16 protein-coding genes are annotated in these 22,703 nt (G+C 62.1%); 12 read left to right on the top strand and 4 right to left on the bottom strand.

Annotation, left to right across the window (positions count from 1 at the left end; genetic code table 11):
- Positions 1-43: 43 nt before the first annotated feature.
- From ABTV29_RS15650 to ABTV29_RS15635, 4 genes are all read left to right on the top strand, one after another.
- A complete protein-coding gene (locus tag ABTV29_RS15650; protein ID WP_433771701.1) occupies positions 44-1,228 on the top strand; it encodes an acetyl-CoA C-acyltransferase in 1,185 nt (394 codons plus the stop codon).
- A gap of 235 nt (positions 1,229-1,463) precedes the next feature.
- Positions 1,464-2,327 (top strand): MBL fold metallo-hydrolase, encoded by an 864-nt coding sequence (locus ABTV29_RS15645; protein WP_433771699.1) that lies wholly within the window; start codon positions 1,464-1,466, stop codon positions 2,325-2,327.
- Between the two features lie 26 nt (positions 2,328-2,353).
- The gene (locus tag ABTV29_RS15640; RefSeq protein ID WP_433771697.1) at positions 2,354-3,103 is read left to right on the top strand and encodes an electron transfer flavoprotein subunit beta/FixA family protein; all 750 of its coding nucleotides are present in this window, start codon (positions 2,354-2,356) and stop codon (positions 3,101-3,103) included.
- On the top strand, positions 3,103-4,044 hold the full coding sequence (locus ABTV29_RS15635; protein ID WP_433771693.1) for an electron transfer flavoprotein subunit alpha/FixB family protein: 942 nt from the start codon (positions 3,103-3,105) through the stop codon (positions 4,042-4,044). The genes ABTV29_RS15640 and ABTV29_RS15635 overlap by 1 nt, the downstream gene beginning before the upstream one ends.
- Position 4,045: 1 nt before the next feature.
- Here the strand turns inward: ABTV29_RS15635 and ABTV29_RS15630 are convergent, their stop codons facing one another.
- The 3 genes from ABTV29_RS15630 to ABTV29_RS15620 form a co-directional block, all read right to left on the bottom strand.
- Positions 4,046-5,380, bottom strand: coding sequence for an MFS transporter (locus ABTV29_RS15630; RefSeq protein WP_433771691.1), 1,335 nt, complete (start codon positions 5,378-5,380; stop codon positions 4,046-4,048).
- A gap of 210 nt (positions 5,381-5,590) precedes the next feature.
- A complete protein-coding gene (locus tag ABTV29_RS15625; RefSeq protein WP_433771689.1) occupies positions 5,591-6,745 on the bottom strand; it encodes an iron-containing alcohol dehydrogenase in 1,155 nt (384 codons plus the stop codon).
- A 90-nt stretch (positions 6,746-6,835) separates the two neighbouring features.
- Positions 6,836-9,532 (bottom strand): LuxR C-terminal-related transcriptional regulator, encoded by a 2,697-nt coding sequence (locus tag ABTV29_RS15620; RefSeq protein WP_433771687.1) that lies wholly within the window; start codon positions 9,530-9,532, stop codon positions 6,836-6,838.
- 314 nt (positions 9,533-9,846) lie between these two features.
- On the opposite strand from ABTV29_RS15620, the gene ABTV29_RS15615 reads away from it, so the two are divergent.
- Positions 9,847-10,590: an SDR family NAD(P)-dependent oxidoreductase gene (locus ABTV29_RS15615; protein WP_433771685.1), complete on the top strand. Its 744-nt coding sequence runs from the start codon at positions 9,847-9,849 to the stop codon at positions 10,588-10,590.
- A gap of 111 nt (positions 10,591-10,701) precedes the next feature.
- Here ABTV29_RS15615 and ABTV29_RS15610 read toward each other — a convergent pair whose 3' ends face one another.
- Positions 10,702-11,778 (bottom strand): MBL fold metallo-hydrolase, encoded by a 1,077-nt coding sequence (locus ABTV29_RS15610; RefSeq protein ID WP_433771683.1) that lies wholly within the window; start codon positions 11,776-11,778, stop codon positions 10,702-10,704.
- A 223-nt stretch (positions 11,779-12,001) separates the two neighbouring features.
- Here ABTV29_RS15610 and ABTV29_RS15605 point away from each other — a divergent pair, with 223 nt between their 5' ends.
- From ABTV29_RS15605 to ABTV29_RS15575, 7 genes are all read left to right on the top strand, one after another.
- Entirely contained in the window at positions 12,002-13,696 is a 1,695-nt protein-coding gene (locus tag ABTV29_RS15605; RefSeq protein WP_433771681.1) for a DUF1302 domain-containing protein, read from the top strand.
- Positions 13,697-13,795: 99 nt separating this feature from the next.
- Positions 13,796-14,881: a WD40/YVTN/BNR-like repeat-containing protein gene (locus ABTV29_RS15600; RefSeq protein ID WP_433771680.1), complete on the top strand. Its 1,086-nt coding sequence runs from the start codon at positions 13,796-13,798 to the stop codon at positions 14,879-14,881.
- Complete coding sequence (locus ABTV29_RS15595) at positions 14,881-17,370, top strand: efflux RND transporter permease subunit (RefSeq protein WP_433771678.1); 2,490 nt, start codon at positions 14,881-14,883, stop codon at positions 17,368-17,370. The genes ABTV29_RS15600 and ABTV29_RS15595 overlap by 1 nt, the downstream gene beginning before the upstream one ends.
- Before the next feature lie 25 nt (positions 17,371-17,395).
- Positions 17,396-18,544, top strand: coding sequence for an acyl-CoA dehydrogenase family protein (locus ABTV29_RS15590; RefSeq protein WP_433771676.1), 1,149 nt, complete (start codon positions 17,396-17,398; stop codon positions 18,542-18,544).
- Between the two features lie 109 nt (positions 18,545-18,653).
- Positions 18,654-19,808 carry an acyl-CoA dehydrogenase family protein gene (locus ABTV29_RS15585; RefSeq protein ID WP_433771674.1) on the top strand — a complete coding sequence of 385 codons (1,155 nt, stop codon included), beginning with the start codon at positions 18,654-18,656 and terminating at the stop codon, positions 19,806-19,808.
- Between the two features lie 75 nt (positions 19,809-19,883).
- Positions 19,884-21,854: an alkyl/aryl-sulfatase gene (locus ABTV29_RS15580; protein WP_433771672.1), complete on the top strand. Its 1,971-nt coding sequence runs from the start codon at positions 19,884-19,886 to the stop codon at positions 21,852-21,854.
- A 24-nt stretch (positions 21,855-21,878) separates the two neighbouring features.
- A complete protein-coding gene (locus tag ABTV29_RS15575) occupies positions 21,879-22,568 on the top strand; it encodes a TetR/AcrR family transcriptional regulator (RefSeq protein WP_433771670.1) in 690 nt (229 codons plus the stop codon).
- The last annotated feature ends 135 nt before the right edge of the window (positions 22,569-22,703 follow it).

Below are 22,703 nucleotides of genomic sequence, written 5' to 3'. Positions count from 1 at the left end.
ATTGAGCCGCTCGCTCTGCGACTGACCGCTGGAGCGCACCACCATGCAAGACGCCGTTATCGTTTCCACTGCCCGCACGCCGATCGCCAAGGCCTTTCGCGGCGCATTCAATGATTTCAAATCTCCGTCGATGAGCGCGGTTGCCATCCGTGCCGCCGTCGAACGTGCGGGCATCGAACCGGGACAAATTGACGACCTGGTGATGGGCACGGCCATGCAGAGCGGTACCGCCGCGACCAACCTGGCTCGTCTGTCGGAACTGGCGGCCGGCCTGCCATTGTCGGTCAGCGGCCAGACCATCGACCGTCAATGCGCCTCGGGCCTGATGGCGATCTCCATTGCCGCCAAACAGATCATGGTCGATGGCATGCAGGTAACCGTCGGTGCCGGCCAGGAACAGATCAGCCTGGTGCAAAACCCGCACACGCAGTTCGCCGCCGCCGAACAGGATGCCACTGTGCTGCGCATGGCCGAGCATGCCTATATGCCGATGCTGCAGACCGCTGAAATCGTCGCCCGGCGCTACAACATCAGTCGTGAAGCCCAGGACATTTACAGCCTGCAGTCCCAGCAACGCACTGCGGCGGCACAGGCGGCGGGCTTGTTCACCGATGAAATCGTACCGGTCAGCGTGCGCAAGAAAATCGTCGACAAGCAGAGCGGTGCCGTCACCTATGAAGACGTGCACCTGACGCTGGATGAGGGCAATCGCCCGCAGACCACGCTCGCCAATCTGCAAGCCTTGGCCCCCGTGCTCGAAGGTGGCTGCATCACCGCGGGCAACGCCAGCCAATTGTCCGACGGCGCCAGCGCCTGTGTACTGATGAGTGGTGCACTGGCAGCCCGTTCTTCAGTGAGCCCGCTGGGCCTGTATCGCGGCATCGCCGTGGCCGGCCTGGCGCCGGAAGAAATGGGTATCGGACCGGTGCTGGCGATTCCCAAGCTGCTGCGTCAGCACGGACTGCGCGTGGATGACATCGGCCTGTGGGAGATCAACGAGGCCTTTGCCTGCCAGGTGCTGTACAGCGCGCAGACCCTGGGCATCGATCCGGCAAAAATGAACGTCAACGGTGGCGCGATCGCCATCGGTCACCCCTACGGCATGAGTGGTGCGCGCATGGTCGGCCATGCACTGCTGGAGGGTAAGCGCCGCGGCGTGAAGTACGTGGTGGTGAGTATGTGCGTCGGTGGTGGCATGGGCGCCGCCGGTTTGTTCGAAGTGCTCTGAAGATGCATCAGGCGGCCGGGATGCTCCGGACCGCCTGACAGCGCTTTTACAGGATCCCTCCATGACCCGAATCCCGCGCCACGCGTGCTACCCCCAAAGGGGAGGCAGGGTTCATCCGGACGCACCGCCCCACCCATTCATGGGAGGGTCATGGGCGACCTTTGCTGGATAAGCTGCATTCACGCCGGTCCCCTTGAGGGTCGCCGGTGGGAATACGTCCAGAGAGGTACAAGTGGTGTATCGCAAATTGTTTTCAGTAGCAGGCAGGCCCCGCCGGCTCGATGGCGGAGCCCTGTTTGGCACGACCCCGCGCAGCGCCTGGATCGAATGGCTGAGCCCCGACTACGACAACGAGGTCGAATTGGCTTGCAGGGCACTGCTGGTGCAACAGGACGGTTTGAACATTCTGGTCATGGCCGGTGCCGATGCGCTGTTGGCGCCAATGCCGCGCACCTGCCGCTGCCAGCGCCCGGCTTTGAACCTGATGGAAGGTCTCGCCCGACTGGGGGTGGAGGAAGCGCAGATACAGGTCGTGGTGCTCACCCACCTGCACGCCATGCTCGCCCCGGAGGTGCGCCACGCCATCAGTGAGGGCGATGCGCCCCGGCTGCTGTTTCCGGCCGCGCGCTACCTGATTGGCCGCCGGCACTGGATGCGCGCCAGCCACCCGCACCCGCGTGACCGAATGTTGTTCGTTGCGCAGATCATCAATCAGTTGCAAGGCAGTGGGCGTCTGCACCTGATCGACGACAGCACCAGCGATCTGCTGGGTGAGGGCTGGCGCTTTCACCAAAGCGACGGCCATACGCCGGGGCAGTTGTTGCCCGAGATCGATATGCCCGGCGGACCGATTATTTTTGCCGGTGATCTGGTTCCAGGCCGACAGTGGCTCGCGCTTGATCTGACCACGGCTTTCGACCGCAACCCGGAAAGCCTGATCGATGAAAAAGAACGCCTGCTCGACCACGTGGTGGCCAAGGGAGGGCGACTGTTTCTGACCCGCGACCCAAGCGTCGCCATGATCAAGGTCGCCCGCGACAAGCAGCACCGATACCAGCCTTTCGATCACCACGCCGTCTTGCATCGGCTGGACAGTTGAAATAACCCGCTCACCAGGAGTTCCCCATGAAAGTAATGGCTGCCGTAAAGCGCGTGGTCGACTACAACGTGAAAGTCCGCGTCAAGGCGGACGGTTCCGGTGTCGACCTCGCAAACGTGAAAATGGCGATGAATCCCTTCTGCGAAATCGCCGTGGAAGAGGCGGTTCGTCTGAAGGAGCAAGGCATCGCCACCGAAGTGGTGGTGGTCAGCGTCGGCTCGTCCGGCGCACAGGAGCAGTTGCGGACCGCACTGGCGCTGGGCGCCGACCGCGCAATCCTGGTGGAAACCGATGACGCGTCGGGTTCCCTGGCCGTGGCAAAACTGCTCAAGGCCGTGGTGGACAAGGAGCAGCCACAATTGGTGATCCTTGGCAAACAGGCCATCGACAGCGACAACAATCAGACCGGCCAGATGCTCGCTGCACTGGGTGGTTACGGTCAGGGTACGTTCGCATCCTGTGTCGAAATCAGAGAAGACAAGGTGACCGTGACCCGCGAAATCGACGGTGGCGCGCAAACCGTTTCCCTGACATTGCCGGCCATCGTCACCACCGACCTGCGTTTGAACGAGCCGCGTTACGCGTCCCTGCCAAACATCATGAAAGCCAAGAAGAAGCCTCTCGAAGTGCTGACTCCGGACGCTTTGGGCGTTTGCACCGTCTCCACCAACAAGACCCTGAACGTCGAAGCGCCCGCTGCGCGCAGCCCGGGAATCAAGGTCAAGTCGGTGGCCGAACTGGTCGAGAAACTGAAAAATGAAGCGAAGGTGATCTGATGACGACTCTGGTTATTGCCGAACACAACAACACGCTGCTGGCACCCGTTACGCTGAACACCTTGGCGGCAGCCGCCCGGATCGGCGGCGACATCCACGTATTGGTGGCAGGCCAGGGCGTTGCCGCCGTCACTCAAGCCGCCGCGAAAATTCCTGGTGTGAGCAAAGTGCTGGTTGCCGATCGCGCCGCCTATGCCAATCAACTGCCGGAGAACGTCGCGGTGTTGATTGCAGGCCTGGTGATCGAGCAGCATTCGATTTACAACCACGTTCTGGCCGCCGCCACCTCCAATGGCAAAAACATCCTGCCGCGAGTTGCCGCGCAGCTGGATGTGGATCAGATCTCCGAGATCATCTCGGTGGAAAGTGCCGATACCTTCAAACGCCCGATCTACGCCGGAAACGCCATCGCCACCGTTCAATCGAACGCTGCGGTCAAGGTCATCACTGTGCGTGCCACCGGTTTCGACCCGGTAGCTGCCGAAGGAGGTGCGGCGACTGTTGAATTCGTCGATGCCGAATACGACGCCGGTACCTCCCGCTTCGAGAATGAAGTGCTGGCCAAGTCCGACCGTCCGGATCTGAGCGCCGCCAAGATCGTCGTTTCCGGTGGTCGTGGCATGCAGAACGGGGACAACTTCAAGCACCTGTATGCGCTGGCCGACAAACTCGGCGCGGGTGTCGGCGCCTCCCGCGCCGCAGTGGACGCAGGCTTTGTCGCCAACGACATGCAGGTCGGCCAGACCGGCAAGATCGTTGCACCTGCGTTGTACATCGCGGTCGGTATTTCCGGCGCGATCCAGCACCTGGCCGGCATGAAGGACTCCCGGGTGATCGTGGCAATCAACAAGGATGAAGAAGCGCCAATCTTCCAGGTGGCCGATTACGGCCTGGTGGCTGATCTGTTCGACGCCGTTCCGGAGTTCGAACGCCTGGTCTGAGCTATTCCCGATTCCGACCGTGCGCCCGCAAACGCGCGGTTGGAATTGCGATCAGCAGCAACAGCGCACCCAGCACCAGCAACACCGCAATCAGATCGAATGCCAGGTACAAACTGCCGGTAGCGGCTTTCAGCGCGCCAACGGCGGTTTGGCTGAGGAACCCGGCGAGGTTGCCCAGGCTGCTGATAAGGGCGATCCCGCCGGCAGCGGCGGTTTTGCTCAGCAGTGCAGGCGGGATGGTCCAGAACAATGGCATTGCCGCCAGCGCCGCCGCGCCCCCGACGCTGATCAGTGCCATGGACAAGGCGCTGTGCCCCTCGACCAGATCCAGAAGGCAAAAGCACGCTGCGGCTGTCAACAGGGTCAGGCTCAGGTGCCAACGCCGTTCCATATGGCGGTCGGAGCTGCGGCCGAGCCAAAACATGGCACATAGACCGGCCAGGAACGGCAGGCTGGTGGCCAGGCCGATCAGTTGCAAGTCTTGCAGACCAAAGCCGCGTACCAGGGTCGGCAACCAGTACGACACTGTATTGGCGGCACTGTAGATGCAAAAGCACACCAGGCCGGCCACATACAGCAGCGGATCGCGTAGCGCGTCGGCAAAGCCGGAACCCGCGACCTCAGGGGTCGACTCATTCGCCAGGGCATCGTGGATCTGGCGTTTTTGCTCGTCGTCGAGCCAGCACGCCTGCTCAGGTCGGTCAGTCAACCAAAAGAGTCCGAACAGTCCCAGCATCACCGCGGGCAAGCCGGTCAGGACAAACAGCACCTGCCAGTCGCGCAGTCCCAGCCAGCCGTGCAGATGCGCCATGATGGTGCCGGACAGCGGGCCGCAGATCATGCCGGCGACCATGCCGGCCATGAAAAACGACGCAGTGATACGCCCGCGCACAGAGGCCGGGAACCAGTAGGTGAGGTACAGAATCAGGCCGGGGAAAAAACCTGCCTCGGCGACGCCCAGCAAAAAACGCGCGGCGAGCAATTGCTCAGGGTTGGTGACAAAGGCGGTGAGCACGGTGATCAGTCCCCAGAGGATCATGATCCGGGTCAGCGTGGCACGTGCGCCGACACGCTGCATGTACAGGTTGCTCGGTACTTCAAACAGGATGTAGCCCAGATAAAAGACCCCGGCGCCGATGCCGTAGGCCACATCGGTGAGCAGGATGTCTTCAGACATCCGCAGCTTGGCGAACGACAGGTTGAGGCGGTCGATGGCATTGAGAATGAACGCCAGCATCAGGTACGGAATCAGGCGCCAGATGACCTTGGAGTAGGTGCGTTTCAGTTCGGTTGAAGTGGCGGATGTCGCCGGGAATTGCGGGATGGCATCGCTCATTGAAGCGCTCCTCAGTGGCCCGGTTATTGTTGTACTGGAACTTCTGTGGGCCGTTCGGGCGAGTATAAAGAGCCGCTGAGGGTGCAATGTTCCGGATTCGTAGAATCAACCAACCTGTTGGATTTAAAGGTAAATACTGGACCTTGAAGCACAGGCCCGATAGCCGGTTCCGCATTCACTGCAGACCGGCTTGCATTCAGCTTTCGTTGCTCAGAACACCTGGCGGTAGATCGCCTGTATGTCGTCCAGGGTCAGTTCGCGGGGGTTGTTGTTCAAAAGGCGTGTCTGTCTGGTCGCATCCATCGCCAGAGCATCGAGGTCATCCAAGGTGATGCCCACGTCCCGCAGGCGGGTCGGCAAGCCAAGACGAACAGGCAAAGCTTCCAGGTGGTCGATCAGTGCATGGGCTATTTCGGTCACCGTTCCCTGTATTTCCGGCAGCACAATCGCCGCCAGTTCGGCGTAAAGCGCTGCCGCCGCCGGCAGGTTGAAACGCATCACCGGTGCCAGTACCAGCGAATTGGAAAGGCCGTGGGGAATATGGAAACGAGCGCCCAACGGGTAAGCCAGTGCATGCACCGCAGCCACCGGGGCATTGGCAAACGCCATGCCCGCCAGGCAGGCACCGATCAACATCTGCTCGCGGGCCTGCGCGTCCGAGCCGTTATTGCACACATGCTCCAGGTTGTCTGCCAGTAGCTTCAACGCCTCGCGGGCCAGGCAATCGGAGATGGGGTTCTTCAGGTGTCGGGACGTGAAGGACTCGATAGCGTGCACCATGGAATCAATCCCCGTAGCGGCCGTGACCGAGCGAGGCAGACCCAGAGTCAGGTCAGCATCCAGCAAGGCGATGTCCGGCAACAGGGCTGGCGAGATGACCACATTCTTCTGGCCCTCGCCGCTGGTGATCACCGAGACCGCCGTCACCTCCGAGCCGGTGCCGGCGGTGGTAGGAACCAGGATCAGCGGCAGGCGCCGGCCATTGGTCCGGTCGATCCCGTAGATATCGGCCAGGGTTTCTTCGCTACGCGCCAACAGCGCAGTCAGCTTGGCAGCGTCCAGTGAACTGCCGCCACCGAAGCCGATCACGCAATCGGCGCAGCACCGCCGGGCGGCTTGCACCGCGTCAAGAATCACCGACTCCGGCGGGTCGGCCTGGACGTCGCTGAACACGTGCAATGCAATGCCCAGGCGGGCGAAACCGCGTTCGACCGGTGCCAGCAATCCTGTTGCCAGGACGCCGGCATCCGTGACCAGCAGTACGCAGCGGTGCCCCATCGACTGCACTTGTTCGGCAAGGCGCGCCGCGGCGCCGCGCTCAATGATGATCGACCGGGTGGTGTTGAAGAGCAGGCGACGCGTCATGTGATTTCCCCGTGGATAGGCCGTTGGTTCGGCAGAGTCCTCGGAGTTTGGGAGCCAATTGCTATGATTGCCCCCTCCCGGAGGGGAGGGTCAATCGATCAGATTATGGTTGCGCGCCCAGACCATGGCGTCGTATCGGCTGGAAACCCCGAGCTTGGCGTAGATGTTGCGCAGGTTCCATTTCACGGTGTCCAGGGTGATGTCCAGCGTATGGGCGATGCGTTTGCTCGACATGGCCTGAGCCACAAGGCTGAGAATCTCGCGCTCGCGTGGCGTAAGTTGCGGCTCTTGCCCCGTTGTTCTCGCGCGCCGTGCACGTGGGGTTGCCGCAGCGGGTGCGCTGGGGCCGGCAAGTTTATCGATCAGTTCGTCCACATAGCTGCGCACAGGATCTTCCAGAGGGGTCCGGGAAAGGCGGCCAAGCAGTTTCTCGCTCAATGACCCTTCGTCCAGCAAGGTGCGAATCAGTCCAAGGCGCTGTCCGGCCTCCACGGCCCGACGCAGGCACTCGAGGGATTCTTCCGGACGATCGAGGTCTTCGAGTACTGCGGCCGACAGCAGATCCACCTGCACTGCAAGGCGATTGCGGTGGAAGCGTTCGGCGTAGTCTCTCGTCGTTTTCAAAGCCAGCAGGGCTGCCTGGGAATCCTCGTTGATGAGTACCCGTGCACGGGCCAATGCGGCAATCGCCGGCAGTTCCGCCCGGCCACCGCGCTCGCCACCGTGGGTGCGGGCAAGCTCTTGGAGCGATTGCAACAATTCCACGGCCTGATTGCGCTGGCCCGTGATCAGGCTCACGCGGATCTGTTCGCTCAGCAACTGGGCCACCGGTCGAATCTGTCCCAGGCAGCGCAAATGAGCGATTTGCTGGCGCAGAAAGGTCAGCGCGGCATCCGGACCTTTTTGCAGCAGGTCGAGACGGCTGCGGCTGATGTTGGTGCGCACGATGACATCGGGAACGGAGGAGTGCAGCAGGCCAAAGCGGTTGGCAATCAGCTCGCGGGCGTCATCGATCCGGTCAAGCTCGTAGAATGCATCGGCCAGGAGGCTGGCGCAGAGATTGGCGCAAATCGAACGGTGCCCGCCCTCTCGGATGGAGCGTTCCAGCAATTCGGATACCAGCGGCTCGGCCACGCCGATCTCGCCGCTGATCATATAGGTGGTCAAGCGTGCCGATTCCGCGACCAGCGCCATGTCGTTGCCGCGATCCTGCGGCGGTATCGGATGAATGTCGAACAGGCGGCGGGCATCGGCATAGCGTCCCGCCGTGTAATAGGCGACGGCCAACGCCGCCAGCAGCATGTAGCGCAGGAAGGGGTTTTCCATGGGCGCATCGCGCACAGGCTCCAGCAAACCGATCGTATGTTCGCTGTCGTCTTCCTGGATGGCGATGGCCGCATGGATCAGCGGCAGGCCGCTGACCAACTCGGGGTGCGCGCTCAGGTCGCTGGCCTTTAAACGATCGAGCCAGGGTTTTGCCCGCGCCGGGCGAGAAGTCAGTGAAACCGTGACGCAGGCCAGAAACAGAAGGCGTTGGTGGGAAAACAGCACATCCTCCGGCAAGCGTTCCAGCAAACGCAAGGTCGGTGCGAGGTACTCCAGGCTCCAGGTGGCGGGGGCTGCGTCTTCGATGACTCGAATCGCAAAATCGATATCGTCACCCAGGCTGGCGTGGCGAACCGCTTCGGTCAGGCAGTTGTGCCCGGCGAACCAATGGGCACCGAGGCGGTGCAAGGCGCGGACATCCCCGCCCCGACGCTCCAGGCGCGCGCTGAGGAATTCACCGAACAGCGGCTGGAAGCGATACCAGGTCCTGCGGTCCTCGGAGTCGACCCGTTGAATCAGAAGGTTCTCGTCTTCCATGCGCTGAAGCAGCTCACCGGCTTCGGCATGCCCCGTCACGGCCACCGCCATGTCCGCGTTGAATCGACGGAAGATCGACAACGCTTCGGCCACTTGCACCAAGTCCTGTGGCAGGTGCGCCACGACTTCTTCGCTGAGATAGCTCTGCAGATCACTGGATCGCCAGACCAGGTCATTGAGCACCGATCGGGTAGAGGGGCGGTTCTTGAGCATGATCACGATCAGTTGCAGGCACGACGGCCAACCGCTGGTCAGGTCATGGATCAGGCTCAGTTCATCGGCATTGATCTTGTCGGTGCCCAGGTTCTCTTCGACGAAGGTGCGGGTCTCGGCCAGGTCGAACGGCAGCTCGGCGCTTTCGATTTCTGCCACTTGGTCCATGACCCGCAGGCGCGACAGGCTCAGTGGCGGATTGACCCGCGAGGCCAGTACCAGGTGCAGGTTGCCCGGACTCTGGTCGAGCAGTTTTTGAATCAGCTTGTGGGCATGAGGGACTTCCACATGGTGGTAGTCATCGATGATCAGGTAGAGCTCCTTGCTCTGCATGGCCGCCCCTTCGACGATGATCGCAACGCAGGTTTCCATCGCGGGCACCGTGTTGTCTTCACGCATCAGGTCGATGTCCACCTCGATGCCCAACCGGCGCAATCCTTCAAACAGCGCGGTGCAGAAAGCGGTGTAGCCCTTGTCCTCGGCCGTCAGCGAAACCCACGCAACTTCCGCGCCGGCCATGAGCCGATCCTGACGCCACTGCGCCATTAAGGTCGTCTTGCCGTAGCCCGCGGCGCCGGTGACCAACGCCAGTTTGCAGTGATGCATGAGTTTGAGCCGGGCGAGCAGGGCGGTGCGCAGCACATGGCGAGAGCCGATGCGCGGTGGCGAAAATTTGGTCGAAACCAGGTGTCTGGCTGGGGTGTCTGGCAATTTCTTGTCCTCGCGCCACGGGCATGGCAACTCACGAGCCGGGCGAAACTAGCCAACCTGTCGAAACAGGTCAAGATTTTACGATAGTGCCATTTGAGCCCTTGTGGGAGCGAGCCTGCTCGCGATGGCGGTGTGTCTGCCACCGAAGATGTTGAATGTGCTGGCGACTTCGCGAGCAGGCTCGCTCCCACAGGGGATAAGCGGTGCTGCTCAAATTCAAGTGGCAGTCCATCCGCAAAGGGGGGGACGAGAGTGCAGCCTTGTTTTCTAAGATCTTCCCGGTTCCCGTTTTGGGCACTTACGAAGGAATCACGATGAAACTGGATAATAAAGTAGCCGTCGTCACGGGCGCGGCATCGGGGCTTGGCCTGGCCACGTGCAAGGCGCTGGCGGCAGCCGGCGCCAGGGTAGTGGGATTGGATCTGGACCAGCAGCGACTCGAAGCGGCGCTGGATGGCATGGTCGGCATCGCCGTCGACGTATCCGACGAAGCCAGCGTCAAGGCGGCTATCGACACGGTGGTGCAACGCTTTGGCGCGGTGCATGTGGCGGTGAACTGCGCGGGGATCCTGGGGCCGTGCAAGACCCTTTCCAAGGGCCAGTTGTTTCCAACCGAGCTGTGGAACCGGGTGTTGGGGGTCAACCTCACCGGTACCTTCAACATGATCCGCCACGCGGCCCTGGCCATGTCCACGAACACACCCGAGGACAGTGGCGAGCGCGGGGTGATCATCAACACGGCGTCGGGTGCCGCGCGTGAGGGGCAGATGGGGCAAGCGGCCTACAGTGCGAGCAAGGCCGGGGTCATCGGCATGACCTTGCCAATCGCCCGTGACCTGGCCGAACACGGGATTCGCGTGGTCAGCCTGGCACCGGGTCTGTTCGAGTCCGGCATGTCCGCGGGCATGCCGGCGAAAGTCTCCGAAACCATCGTCAACGGCCTGCTTTTTCCAAGGCGCATGGGCCTGCCGGAGGAGTTTGCCGCGCTGGTGCGTCATGTGGTGGAGAACGCCTATCTCAATGCGCTGACCCTGGATATCCAGTGCGGTACCCGCTGATCTGAACACATTCCCCTGTAGGAGCGAGCATGCTCGCGAGGGTCGTCAACGATGACGCGGGCTGTCTGAATGAGCGCTGTGTCTGAACGTCCATCGCGAGCATGCTCGCTCCTACAGAGGGTATTCGCCGGTGCTTCGGTACCAGGCTACACCTCGCTCATCAAGGGAAACACTGACCTCACCGCGCAGCAACAAGTGATTGAGGCAGGCCAGGGTCTCGCCTGTCGCCAGGGTGAAACGAGTGGGGTCGTCGCTGCGCACAGCGGTGCTGAACAGCAGCCTGAACAGATCGATCACACGTTGGGGCTCGTCCAGGCCACCGCGCAGTCGATCCAGTGCGCCATGGGCATCTGCCAGCAGTTGCTCGATCCGCACATGCAGGCCACGGAAAGGTTTGTTGTGCGAGGGCAACACCAACACATCATCTGGCACGCAACGACGCAGCGTTGCCAGGGATTCAAGCCAGTCTTGCAACGGGTCGGCGTCCGGCTCGCTCGGTTGCACCGAGACGTTGGACGAGATACGCGGCAGCACCTGGTCGCCGGAAATCAGCAGTTTGCGGCCTGCGTCGTAAAGACAGGCATGTTCCGGCGAATGACCGGCGCCTACCACCACGTCCCAGAAATGCCCGCCGATGTACAGTCGCTCGCCGTCGCGAATACGTCGATAGCTGTCGGGCAAGGGTGAAATCATCCGGCCGAAACTGCCGAAGCGCTGGCGATATCGCTCCAGGGTCTGCTCGTCCCATCCGGCTCGCCGATAGAACGCCAGGGTTTCTTCAGGCGCCGCGCGTGCGCAGTCGCTGGCCAGCATCCGGCATTGCAGGTACTCCAGGCGCGTCATCCACAAGCGAGTGCCGGTCTGTCGGGTGAGCCAGCCGGCCATTCCCACATGGTCCGGATGAAGATGGGTGGCGATCACCCGGGTCAGTGGAGCCTCGCTCAGCACGCCTTCGAGTAACGCGTGCCAAAGGGCGACTGTTTGATCGTCATGAATGCCGGTATCGACCAGCGCGGTGCCCGGCCCATCGGCCAGGAGCCAGACGTTGATGGCGCCCAGGGATACCGGCAGCGGCAGCCGCAGCCACTGTACGCCCGGCGCTATCTGCTCGGGTACGCCTGGCAAGGGCGGCGTGGCGAAGGGGTAGCTGATCGGCGCGCCCGCGCTGGTCGGTGTGTCGTCCGTCATGGTGTTCTCCCGTCTGTGTTCAACGCCGACGCACCCGGTGCAGGTGCGCAATCGGCTCGATGTAGCAGACGCTACCGAAGGGGGGGGTAGGGGTGCACCCCCCTTTCAGAAAGGGGGGGGAGGACAGCGACCCGACGCTGGCACCCTGCGGGGCACTCGATCACTGATTGAGTGGCTTGCGAACCTGGATGTCCAGGTTCAACCCAGGGGAGGAGGCACCCAGATGAATAACAAGAACAAATCGAATCAAAGTCATCCCACCAGTTCTCATGCATTGAAGGCAACGGTCGTGGCCATGTGCGCGATTGCCTGCGGCAGCGCCGGTGCGGTCGAGATCGATACCGGCAACGAAGACATCCAGCTGCGTTGGGACAATACCCTGCGCTACAACCTGGGCATGCGTACCGAAGGGCAGGACAAGGCGATCCTGGCGAACCCGAACAACGACGACGGCGACCGCAACTTTGACAGGAACCGGCTGGTCAACAATCGCCTGGACGTGCTCACGGAATCGGACCTCATCTACAAGGGCAAGTACGGCGCGCGGGTCAGTGCTGCGCTGTGGTACGACGCCGCCTATGCCGGTGACCTGGACAACGACAGCGTCGCCACCTCCAATCACCTCAACTCCAGCGGTCGTCCGGCCACAGGTCTTAGCCGCTACACCGACCGCTACTACGAAGGCCCGTCCGGCGAATGGATGGATGCCTTCGTTTTTGGCGAGTACGACGTGGCCGATATGCCGCTAAAGGCCCGCCTGGGCCGCCATACGGTGAACTGGGGTGAGTCGTTGCTGGGCGCTGGCGCCATCCATGGCATCTCCTACGGCCAGGCGCCACTGGATCAGGGCAAGGCGCTGGCCCTGCCAGGGATCGAGGCCAAGGAGCTATACCTGCCGCGCAATCAGATTTCCGCGCAGTTGCAAGTCAACCCCGAGTGGTCTTTCGCTGCGCAGTATTTCTTCGAATGGCGGCCATCGCGAGTTCCCGAGTCCGGCAGCTATCTGGGTTTTGCCGATATCTACCAACAAGGTGGCGAGTCGTTCATCCTCAGTCCCACGCTGCGTGCCATCCATGGCGACGACATCGAGCCGCGCAATTCCGGAGATTGGGGCGTGATGACTCGATGGAGTCCGGAGTGGCTGGATGGCACCCTGGGGTTCTACGTGCGCCAGTTCTCCGACACCCTGCCGCAAGTGATCTTGCTGGCTAATGCCCGGCCGCAGTATTTCCTCAACTACGCCGACAAGATCGACATGTATGGCATCAGTCTGTCGAAGGAAATCGGCGGCATCAGTGTCGGTGCCGACCTCAACTATCGCCATAACATGCCGCTGGTCAGTTCGGCGGCGCGGGTCACCTCGACCGCGCAACTGCCGGATGACGGCGACATTCTCGGTGCCCGTGGCGACACCCTGCACGGTGTGCTCAATGCTATTGGCACGGTCAGCCCGACGCCGCTGTTCGACAGCGCCAGCTGGTCGACCGAGCTGACCTGGAGCCGCTGGATTTCGGTCAATGACGACCCGCTCAACCTGTTCAAGGGCTCGTCCGCCTACAAGGCGGTGCCGAGCAACATCGACGAAGTGTCCCGCGACGCCTATGGCATTGCCGTCAACTTCACCCCGACCTGGTATCAGGTGTTCCCCGGCGGCGATCTGTCGATGCCAATCAGTTACTCCCAGGGCCTCTCGGGCAACTCGGCGGTCGCTTCCGGCGGTAACAAGGACGCCGGCAGCTACGCGGTGGGCCTGGGGCTCGATCTCTACAGTCGCTACCGCTTCGATCTGAAGTACGTGGACTACTTCGGTGATTACTCGACCAACCCGGTCACTGGCGCGGCCCTGACCCCGAGTGGCAGCCAGGCGCTGCTGGAAGATCGCGGCGCCGTGTTCTTCACCTTCAAGACCACGCTCTGAACCGCGTTTAAGGCAATTGCAAGTCCGCCCACGGCGGTCCCGCCGGGGACCGCCGCTGGAGCAATGCGCGCTAGCGCGCACCCGATGTGAGGTGACAACGTGTTTAAACAACTCTTGCGGCCACCCTTGATGATACTGGCCACGCTTCTAGCGTTGCCGACGTTCGCCCAGCCGGATTTCGTCTCGCCACTCGACACACCCGCGTTGCAAAGCGCCAAGGCAATCCAGGCGCCCATCAACGCACTGGCCAAGGCCGGGGGACGGCTGATCGCGGCCGGCCAGCGCGGTCATATTCTTTACTCGGACAACGGTACGAACTGGGTTCAGGCCCAGGTGCCCGTCAGCTCCGACCTGACTGCACTGGCGTTTCCCGGTGCGAGCCAGGGCTGGGCCGTTGGTCACGAAGGCGTTGTGCTGCACAGCACCGACGCGGGCAAGACCTGGACCAAACAGCTCGATGGGCAGCAGATCGCCCGGATCCTGCTCAAGCAGTATGGCAACCCCGCCAACCCGGATGACCCCGAGGCACAGCGCCTGAAGCAGGACGCTGAGCTGTTCGCGATCCAGGGCGCCGATAAACCGCTGCTGGACGTGTGGTTTACCGATGAACTCAGGGGATTCGTGACCGGCGCGTTCAACCTGATCCTGCGCACCGAGGATGGTGGCCAGACCTGGACCGCCTGGCAGGACCGTGTCGACAACCCGCGCAGCATGCACCTGTATGGCATGCGTCCGGCGGCGGGCACGCTGTTCATGGTCGCCGAACAAGGTCTGGTGCTGAAGCTGGATCCTGCCAGCCAGCGCTTCGTCAAAATCGAACTGCCTTACGAGGGCACGCTGTTCGGCCTGCTCGGCGATGACCACCTGGTGCTGGTCTACGGCCTGCGCGGCAATGCCTTGCGCAGCCTCGATGGCGGGGCAAGCTGGAGCACGGTCGACACCGGCATCAAGGAAGGCATCACCAGTGGCTTGATCGCCGAAGACGGGTCGATCCTGCTCGCCAGCCAGACCGGTCAATTACTGCGTTCCACTGACCGTGGGGCGACATTCAGTCGAGTCCCGCTGGACCGAGTGGCACCCAACTTTGCATTGGCACCCGCCGCCGACGGGGCGATCGCCCTGGCCGGACTGGGTGGCGTGCGCGTGCAAAGCCTGCAACAGAACAAGAAAGTCGGAGAGCTGTGATGGGTAGCCATAACGCCAGCGACACCCTGCAGTCCATCAGCAACATTGCTGATTTCAATCATCAGTCGGGCAGTCGCCTGGAACGGTTGATCTTCAACCATCGCCTGCTGGTCATCCTGTTGTGCAGCATCGTCACGATCATCCTCGGCTGGGATTCGTCGCGCCTGACGCTCAATGCCGCGTTCGAGAAAACCATTCCGCTGAATCAGCCGTACATCCGTAACTTTCTGGAGAACCGCGACGAACTCAAGGGCCTGGGCAATGCCGTGCGCGTGGTGGTGGAAAACCGCTCTGGCGATATTTTTGACCCCGCGTATCTACAGGCGCTCAAGCACATCAACGATGAGCTGTTCCTGACACCGGGCGTCGACCGGGCCAACGTCAAATCTTTATGGATGCCGGTGGTGCGCTGGAACGAGGTGACCGAAGAGGGCTTCGCCGGCGGTCCGGTGATGCCCGACAATTACACCGGCTCCCAGGCCAGCATCGATGCCTTGCGCCAGAACATCAGCCGGGCACAGTTGCTGGGGAATCTGGTGGGCACCGATTTCCGTTCCAGCATGATTTTCGTGCCGCTGCTGGACAAGGACAACAGCACCGGCCAGCCGCTGGATTACTGGGAATTGTCCAAGCGCCTGGAGAGCATCCGCGCGCAGTTCTCCGGCACCCAGGGCAGCGCCGAGCTGGACATCCGCATTGTCGGATTCTCCAAGGTCGTGGGCGATCTGCTCGACGGTTTGCAGCAGATGATCCTGTATTTCGCCGTGGCGGCAGTGATTGCCGCGCTGATCATTTTTGCCTGGACCCGTTGTGTGCGTAGCACCGCGCTGGTGCTGGGCTGTTCCTGCATTGCCGTGTTGTGGCAACTGGGGTTGATCGCCCGCCTGGGTTTTGAGCTGGACCCTTATTCGATTCTCGTCCCTTTCCTGGTGTTCGCCATCGGCGTATCCCACGGCGCGCAAAAGATGAACGGGATCATGCAAGACGTGGCCCGCGGCACCCATCGCCTGGTCGCTGCCCGCTACACCTTCCGGCGTCTGTTTCTGGCCGGGGTCACGGCGCTTGTGGCCGATGCCGTGGGCTTTGGCGTGTTGATGCTGATCGATATTCCGGTGATCCAGGACCTGGCGATCACGGCGTCCATCGGCGTTGCCCTGTTGGTGTTCACCAACCTGATCTTGCTGCCGGTGATGCTGTCTTACACCGGCGTCAGTCCCAGGGCCGCGGCGCGCAGCCTGCGCAAAGAGCAGCGTGAAACGACCGGGATCTGGCGTTTGCTGGAGCGCTTTACCGAGCGTCGCTGGGCGACGGCGCTGCTGCTGGGATCGGCGCTGCTGACGGTGGCCGGTTTCCTCGTCAGCACCCATTTGCAGATCGGCGATCTGGATGCCGGCGCTTCGGAGCTGCGGCCCAACTCGCGCTACAACCTGGACAACGCCTACATCAACAGCAAGTACTCGCTGTCTTCGGACCAGTTCGCGGTCATCGTCAAGACCAGGGCCGAAGGTTGCCTGGAGTACCAGACCCTGGTCGATGCCGATCGCCTGGGCTGGGTCCTGCAACAAGTGCCCGGGGTGCAGAGCACGGTGTCTCTGGCCGATGCGGTACGCAAGATTACGGCGGGCTCCTACGAAGGCAGTCCCAAGTGGATGTCGATTTCTCCCAACCAGGACGTGCTCAACTACGCGGCGCGGACCGCGAGCACCAGCAACCCTGAACTGTTCAACAACGACTGCTCGGTGATGCCGGTGGTGGCCTACCTCTCCGATCACAAGGCGCAGACCCTGGATCAAGTGGTGCAGGCCGCGCAAGCCTTCGCCACCGCGCACAGCACGCCGGACCGCCAGTTCCTGCTGGCCGCGGGCAGCGCCGGGATCGAAGCGGCAACCAACATCGTGGTCAAGAAGGCCAACCTGACCATGCTGATGTACGTGTACGCGGCGGTCATCGTGCTGTGCTTCATCACCTTCCGCAGCTGGCGCGCGGTGGTGGTGGCCGTGGTGCCGCTGGTCATCACCTCGATTCTCTGCGAAGCGTTGATGGTGGTGCTGGGCATGGGCGTCAAGGTCGCGACCCTACCGGTGATCGCACTGGGCGTGGGCATCGGTGTCGACTACGCCCTCTATCTGTTGAGCATCCAGCTGGCCCGTCAACGCGCTGGCGACACATTGGCACAAGCCTACCGACATGCCTTGCGCTTCACCGGCAAAGTAGTCGCGCTGGTGGGCGTGACCCTGGCGGCGGGTGTAATCACCTGGGCTTTCTCGCCCATCAAGTTCCAGGCCGACATGGGCATCCTGCTGACCTTCATGTTCCTCTGGAACATGCTGGGCGCCCTGGCCCTGATCCCGGCGCTGTCGCACTTCCTGCTCAGGGACGTGCATGTCACCGGCTCGCCCGCGCTGGTTCCGACAACAGATACGTCGCTGGCAATCCCTTCCAAGACCCGGACTGTGCCCTGTGTACAGGCCGATCCGAACCCTGTCTGACCCTCTGAATTCATAAGGAATCACCATGAGCGATACATCCGCAGCGTTCCTCGGCGAACAGGAAACCATGATTCGCGACTCGGCTCGCAAGGTCGCCGCCGAGGTCGTTGCCCCCACGGCGGCCGAACGGGACCGCAGCGCCGCCTGGCCTCGCCGTGAGCTGCAAGACGTTGCCGAACTGGGCTTTCTCGGCATGCTGATCCCCGAGGAGTACGGGGGCGCCGGTGCCAGTTTTGTCGAATACTGCCTGGCGATCGAAGAGTTCGCTGCCGCCGACACCGGATTCGCCACCCTGATTCACGTCCACAACTCGGTGGGCCTGGCCGTGGCGCGGCTGGGTAACGAAGAACAGAAGCGCAAGTACCTGCCGGATCTGGCCAGTGGCAAGCGCATCGGTGCCTTTTTGCTCAGCGAACCGCACGCCGGCTCCGATACGGCAGCGTTCCGTACCCAGGCTCGGCGCGAGGGCGAGCACTACATCATCAATGGCAGCAAACAATTCATCTCCAACGGCAACGAAGCGGGCCTGGGCCTGGTGCTCGCGGTAACCGACAAAGCTGCCGGCAAGCAGGGCAGCAGCCTGTTGATCGTCGACCCGCAGCAAAGTCCCGGTTATGTCGTGGCTCGCGTGGAGCACAAGATGGGCCAGCGCTCGGCCCACGTTGCGCAGATCCAGTTGGAGCAATGCCGTGTACCGGTAGCGAATCTGCTCGGCGAGGAAGGGGCCGGCTATCGCAGTGTGATGGGTTCGCTATCGGAAGGACGGGTGGCCATCGCCGCCGTCGCCACGGGTACTGCGCGTGCGGCGCTGGATGCGGCAGTGGGCTACGCCAAGGAGCGCGAGGCCTATGGCGCGCCGATTATCCAGCTGCAAGGGGTGGCATTCGACCTGGCGGACATGGCGGCGCAAGTTGATGTGGCCCACCACTACATGGTGCATGCCGCGCGGCTTTGCGAAGCGCAGGTGGCGTGCGCCAAGGAAGCTTCGATGGCCAAGCTGTTCGCCAGCGAAATCGCGGAGAAGGTGTGTTCCGACGCGCTGCAGATCCACGGCGGCTACGGCTACCTGAACGACTTCCCGGTCGAGCGTTACTGCCGGGATGTGCGCGTGACCAAGATCTACGAAGGCACCAGTCATATCCAGAAGCTGATCATCGCGCGCAGCCTGGGCTGACAACCGTGCCTGCCCCCTCCACTGGGAGGGGGCGACCCGGCAGCCCGGGGCATACCCTGTTTTTCAGAATGCTCCAGTGGATTCGCGACGATTGGCAAGGAACCAGATCATGAAGATACAGGACACGACCGATGCGCAGCGGCATGCAGTGGACAGCTTCCGTACCTTCCTCGCGTCCGAGGTTGTGCCGGTCGTGCGCGCATTTCGGGGCGGGCCCATTCCCCGGGAGAAGATGCGCGAAATCACTCAGGGCATTGCCGAATTCGGCCTGCCCGGAGCCAGTATCGCGCCGGAGCACGGTGGCATGGGGTTGTCAGTGATCACCGAAGCCATGCTTCTGGAGGAGCTGTGCGTGGTGTCCAGCGAAATCGCCCACTGCGTCATCGTCAACATGCTGGTCGCCAGTGTCCTGGTCGATTTGCCCGCGGCGCGCCAACCGTTGCGCGAGCGCTATCTGCCGGACTTGCTCGGTGGTCGCCGCTTTGGCGGTTTTTACCTGCACCAGGCCGATGCACTGGCAACGGTGGCCGAAGAGGGTGTCAATGCCTGGTCAACGGAAACCGGCTGGGTCATCAACGGTGCCCATGAACGGGTTTGCAATGGCCACTACTCGGACATCCTCATTACCGGGGTGCGCACCGAGGAGGGTGCGTTGCATCATGTAGTGGTGGAGCGTGAGCAACATGGCTACGCCTCGCGAATCATCGAAAGGCCGACCCTGACCTGCACATTCAATACCCGAGTGTCATTCAGCAATGTGCGTTTACCGGCCAGCCATTCGATCTGGGAAGAGCCCGATGGCTCAGAACAACAGACCCGATTACTGGAAAGACTCGATGCTGGCGCAGCCTTGTTGTCCATCGGTTTGGCGCGTGCGGTGCTGGAGGCGAGCATCGTCACCGCTCAACGCCCTGACGGGGCGGGCCATCTGACCGCCTCGCAGCCGCTGGTGGCACTGAAGCTTGCAGAAATGGCGACCCGACTCGATGCGGCGAGGCTCATGTGCTTTCGCGCGTTTTCGCTGATGGACGCCAGCGCTCGCTGCCAGATCCAGGCGTGCATGGCCCGCTGGCTGGCCAGTGAAATGGTGCTCAAGGCCTGCCGGGACGCGTTGCAACTGCCCGGCGGCAAATGCTTGAACGCCGCATTGGACCTTGAGCGCTTGGTGCGCGAATCCATCCTGCTGCCGGCGCCCCACGGCCTGACCGACACGCAAAAATTATCGATAGCCAGGGCGCTCACGGGTATCAGTGCCCAGGGCTGAACTGTACTGACGGCGGCCAGAAGAGGCACGCCCCACCCATCAAAGTGGACACGAGCCACGCTTAAGGATTTTGGTATGCGCTATTCCTCTGTTGCACTGGCTGTTGCCTTCGCTTTTACCAGCTGTCTGTCGTGGGCCACAGATGCCCCGGTCACGTCCTCAAAATCCGCCAGCACGACGACGGTTGCCGTCAACAAGGAAGTGCTCAAACAACTGCCGTTTCAGGATCGTGCCGACTATGAGGACGCTCGCCGCGGGCTGGTCGCCGCCTTCGAGGGCGAGATCAAGGATGCCAATGGCAATACGGTGTGGAATTCGCATCAGTACGATTTCCTCAAGCAGGAGCAGGCCCCGGACACCGTGAACCCCAGCCTGTGGCGCCTGGCGCAGCTCAATGCCAATGCCGGCCTGTTCCAGGTCACCGACAAGATCTACCAGGTACGCGGCATCGACCTGGCCAACATGACCATCATCGAAGGTGACGATGGCCTGATCATCATCGACCCGCTTTACGTCACCGAGACCGCGAAAGCAGGTCTTGAACTGTACTACCGCAACCGTCCGCGCAAACCCGTGGTGGCGGTGATTTACAGCCACAGCCACGTCGATCATTTCGGCGGTGTGCGCGGCGTGGTCGACGAGGCAGACGTCAAGGCCGGGAAGGTTCGTATCTACGCCCCGGACGGTTTCATGGAACACGCCATCCAGGAGAACGTCCTGGCGGGCAACGCCATGTTTCGCCGCGGCATGTTCCAGAGCGGTGGTGCAGTGGCCGGTAGCGAGCGCGGACAGGTGGACTCGGGGATTGGCAAAGGCGTCCCGCTGGGTGGCACCATCAGCCTGATTGCGCCGACCAACCTGATCGCCCAACCCGAGGAAACCCACGACATTTCCGGCGTGCAGGTCGTGTTCCAGCTCACTCCTGGAACCGAGGCCCCATCGGAGATGAACCTGTACCTGCCGCAAATGCAGGCGCTCTGTGTATCCGAAAACGCCGTGCGATCGATGCACAATCTGCTTACGCCCCGTGGCGCCGAAGTGCGGGACGGCAAAGCCTGGGCGCAGTTCCTCGACGACGCATTGGTGCGCTATGGCGACAAGGCACAGGTGATGTTCGCACAGCACAACTGGCCGACCTGGGGCGGGGAAAATATCCGCAACATGCTGGCCGACGAGCGTGACATGTACGCCTTCATTAACAACCGCACCCTGAATCTGCTCAACCAGGGCATGAATCCGCTGGAGATTGCCGACGCGGTCAAGAAGTTGCCTGGCGACCTCGACCAGAAATGGTATGCCAGGGGCTACTACGGCACGCTGAGTTTCAATACCCGTGCGGTGTATCAACGCTATCTGGGCTTCTACGACGGCAACCCGTCGACGCTGGATCCGTTGCCTCCGGTGGAAGCTAGCAAACACTACGTGCAAGCCATGGGCGGGGCCGACAAGGTACTGACGCAGATGCACGCAGCGATGGACAAAGGCGATTACCGCTGGGCAGCCCAGCTGGGCAATCATCTGGTGTTCGCCGAGCCCGAGAACAAGGCGGCCCGTGAATCCCAGGCCGATGCGCTGGAGCAGTTGGGTTATCGCAGCGAGTCGGCGATCTGGCGCAACATGTACCTCACCGGCGCGCAGGAATTGCGTCAGATCAAGCCGCAGCAGGGCGCCCGTGCCACTGCCGACCTGATTCGAGCGGCGACGCCGACCATGTTCATGGACCTGCTGGCCGTGCGCATGGATTCGGACAAGGCCCAGGGTCACGACATGACCCTGAACTGGAACTTCGATGACCTTGACCAGCACTTCGCCTTGACCTTGCGCAACGGTGTACTGACCTATCGTGAGCGTGCAAGCCATGCCAAGGCCGATGTTTCGGTCACGATGAGCAAGTCCGTGCTGGACCAGATCAGCCTGCGCCAGCTCGATTTCCCGACGGCGATCAAGCAGGGGGATATCAAGCTCGCAGGCGATGCGGAACGCTTCAAGGCGATGCTCGGCATGCTCACCAGCTTCCAGCCGACGTTCAACGTCGTGACGCCCTGAGCCATGGCCCGCCGAGGCCCCCTGATGCCGGGCAACGAGGGGACGGTGGCGTCCTCTCGTTGCCACGACAACATTCTGCTGGAACTGCCGGCCAGACCTCGCAAGCAACCGAAGCAGGCACGTTCGGTTGCGCTGGTCGACGCCTTGAAAATCGCCGGGCGCGAGATTCTCGAAGGGGAAGGGCGCGAGGCGCTGTCGATCTACCGGCTTTCCGATTACTCGGGCGTCGCGATCAGTTCCATCTACGAATACTTCCCCACCATCGACTCGCTGATCGGCGCGATTTTCGAGGACTATCGCGCCGATGTCCGCCAGCAAGTGATCGCCGGCATCCTGGCGTTGCCCGACACGGCCACGCTCCATGACGGCATCGAAATGGTGCTGCGCACCGGCCTTTGCGCCTTGCATCGCTGGTTGCAGGTCGATTCGGAGCTGAGTCTCAAGAGTGCTCACTACGGAGAACTGGTGCGTCTGGACATCGTCAAGCCGGAGCGCTTCTGGATCTCGATGGTCATTCCGGCCCTGGTACAGCGTTTTTCCGATCAGGTTCTGGTGCGTGACCGGGAAAAAGCCGGCTTTCTCGCCTACCAGGCCGTCACCGCTTTACCTCGGGCGCTGATGATCGAGAATCCCGCGTACCTGCTCGATGACGACACCGTTCGCCTGCTGACGCGCATGGTCCATGCGCTGCTGACCACGGCAGATGCGGAATAACCCGCGCCACTTGTCCATAAAGAATAAGAATACTCATATATAACAAACGCTTACGTTGATTTTTTGGACGCCGGAATCCGGAAATGATTTTGCCTTGCGCGCCCCTAAACTGGGTCCGCCATCAAGACCGTTACG

It is taken from the genome of Pseudomonas putida (assembly GCF_050989985.1).
Taxonomy (GTDB): domain Bacteria; phylum Pseudomonadota; class Gammaproteobacteria; order Pseudomonadales; family Pseudomonadaceae; genus Aquipseudomonas; species Aquipseudomonas putida_AI.
This window is presented reverse-complemented; position numbering and strand designations above follow the sequence as displayed.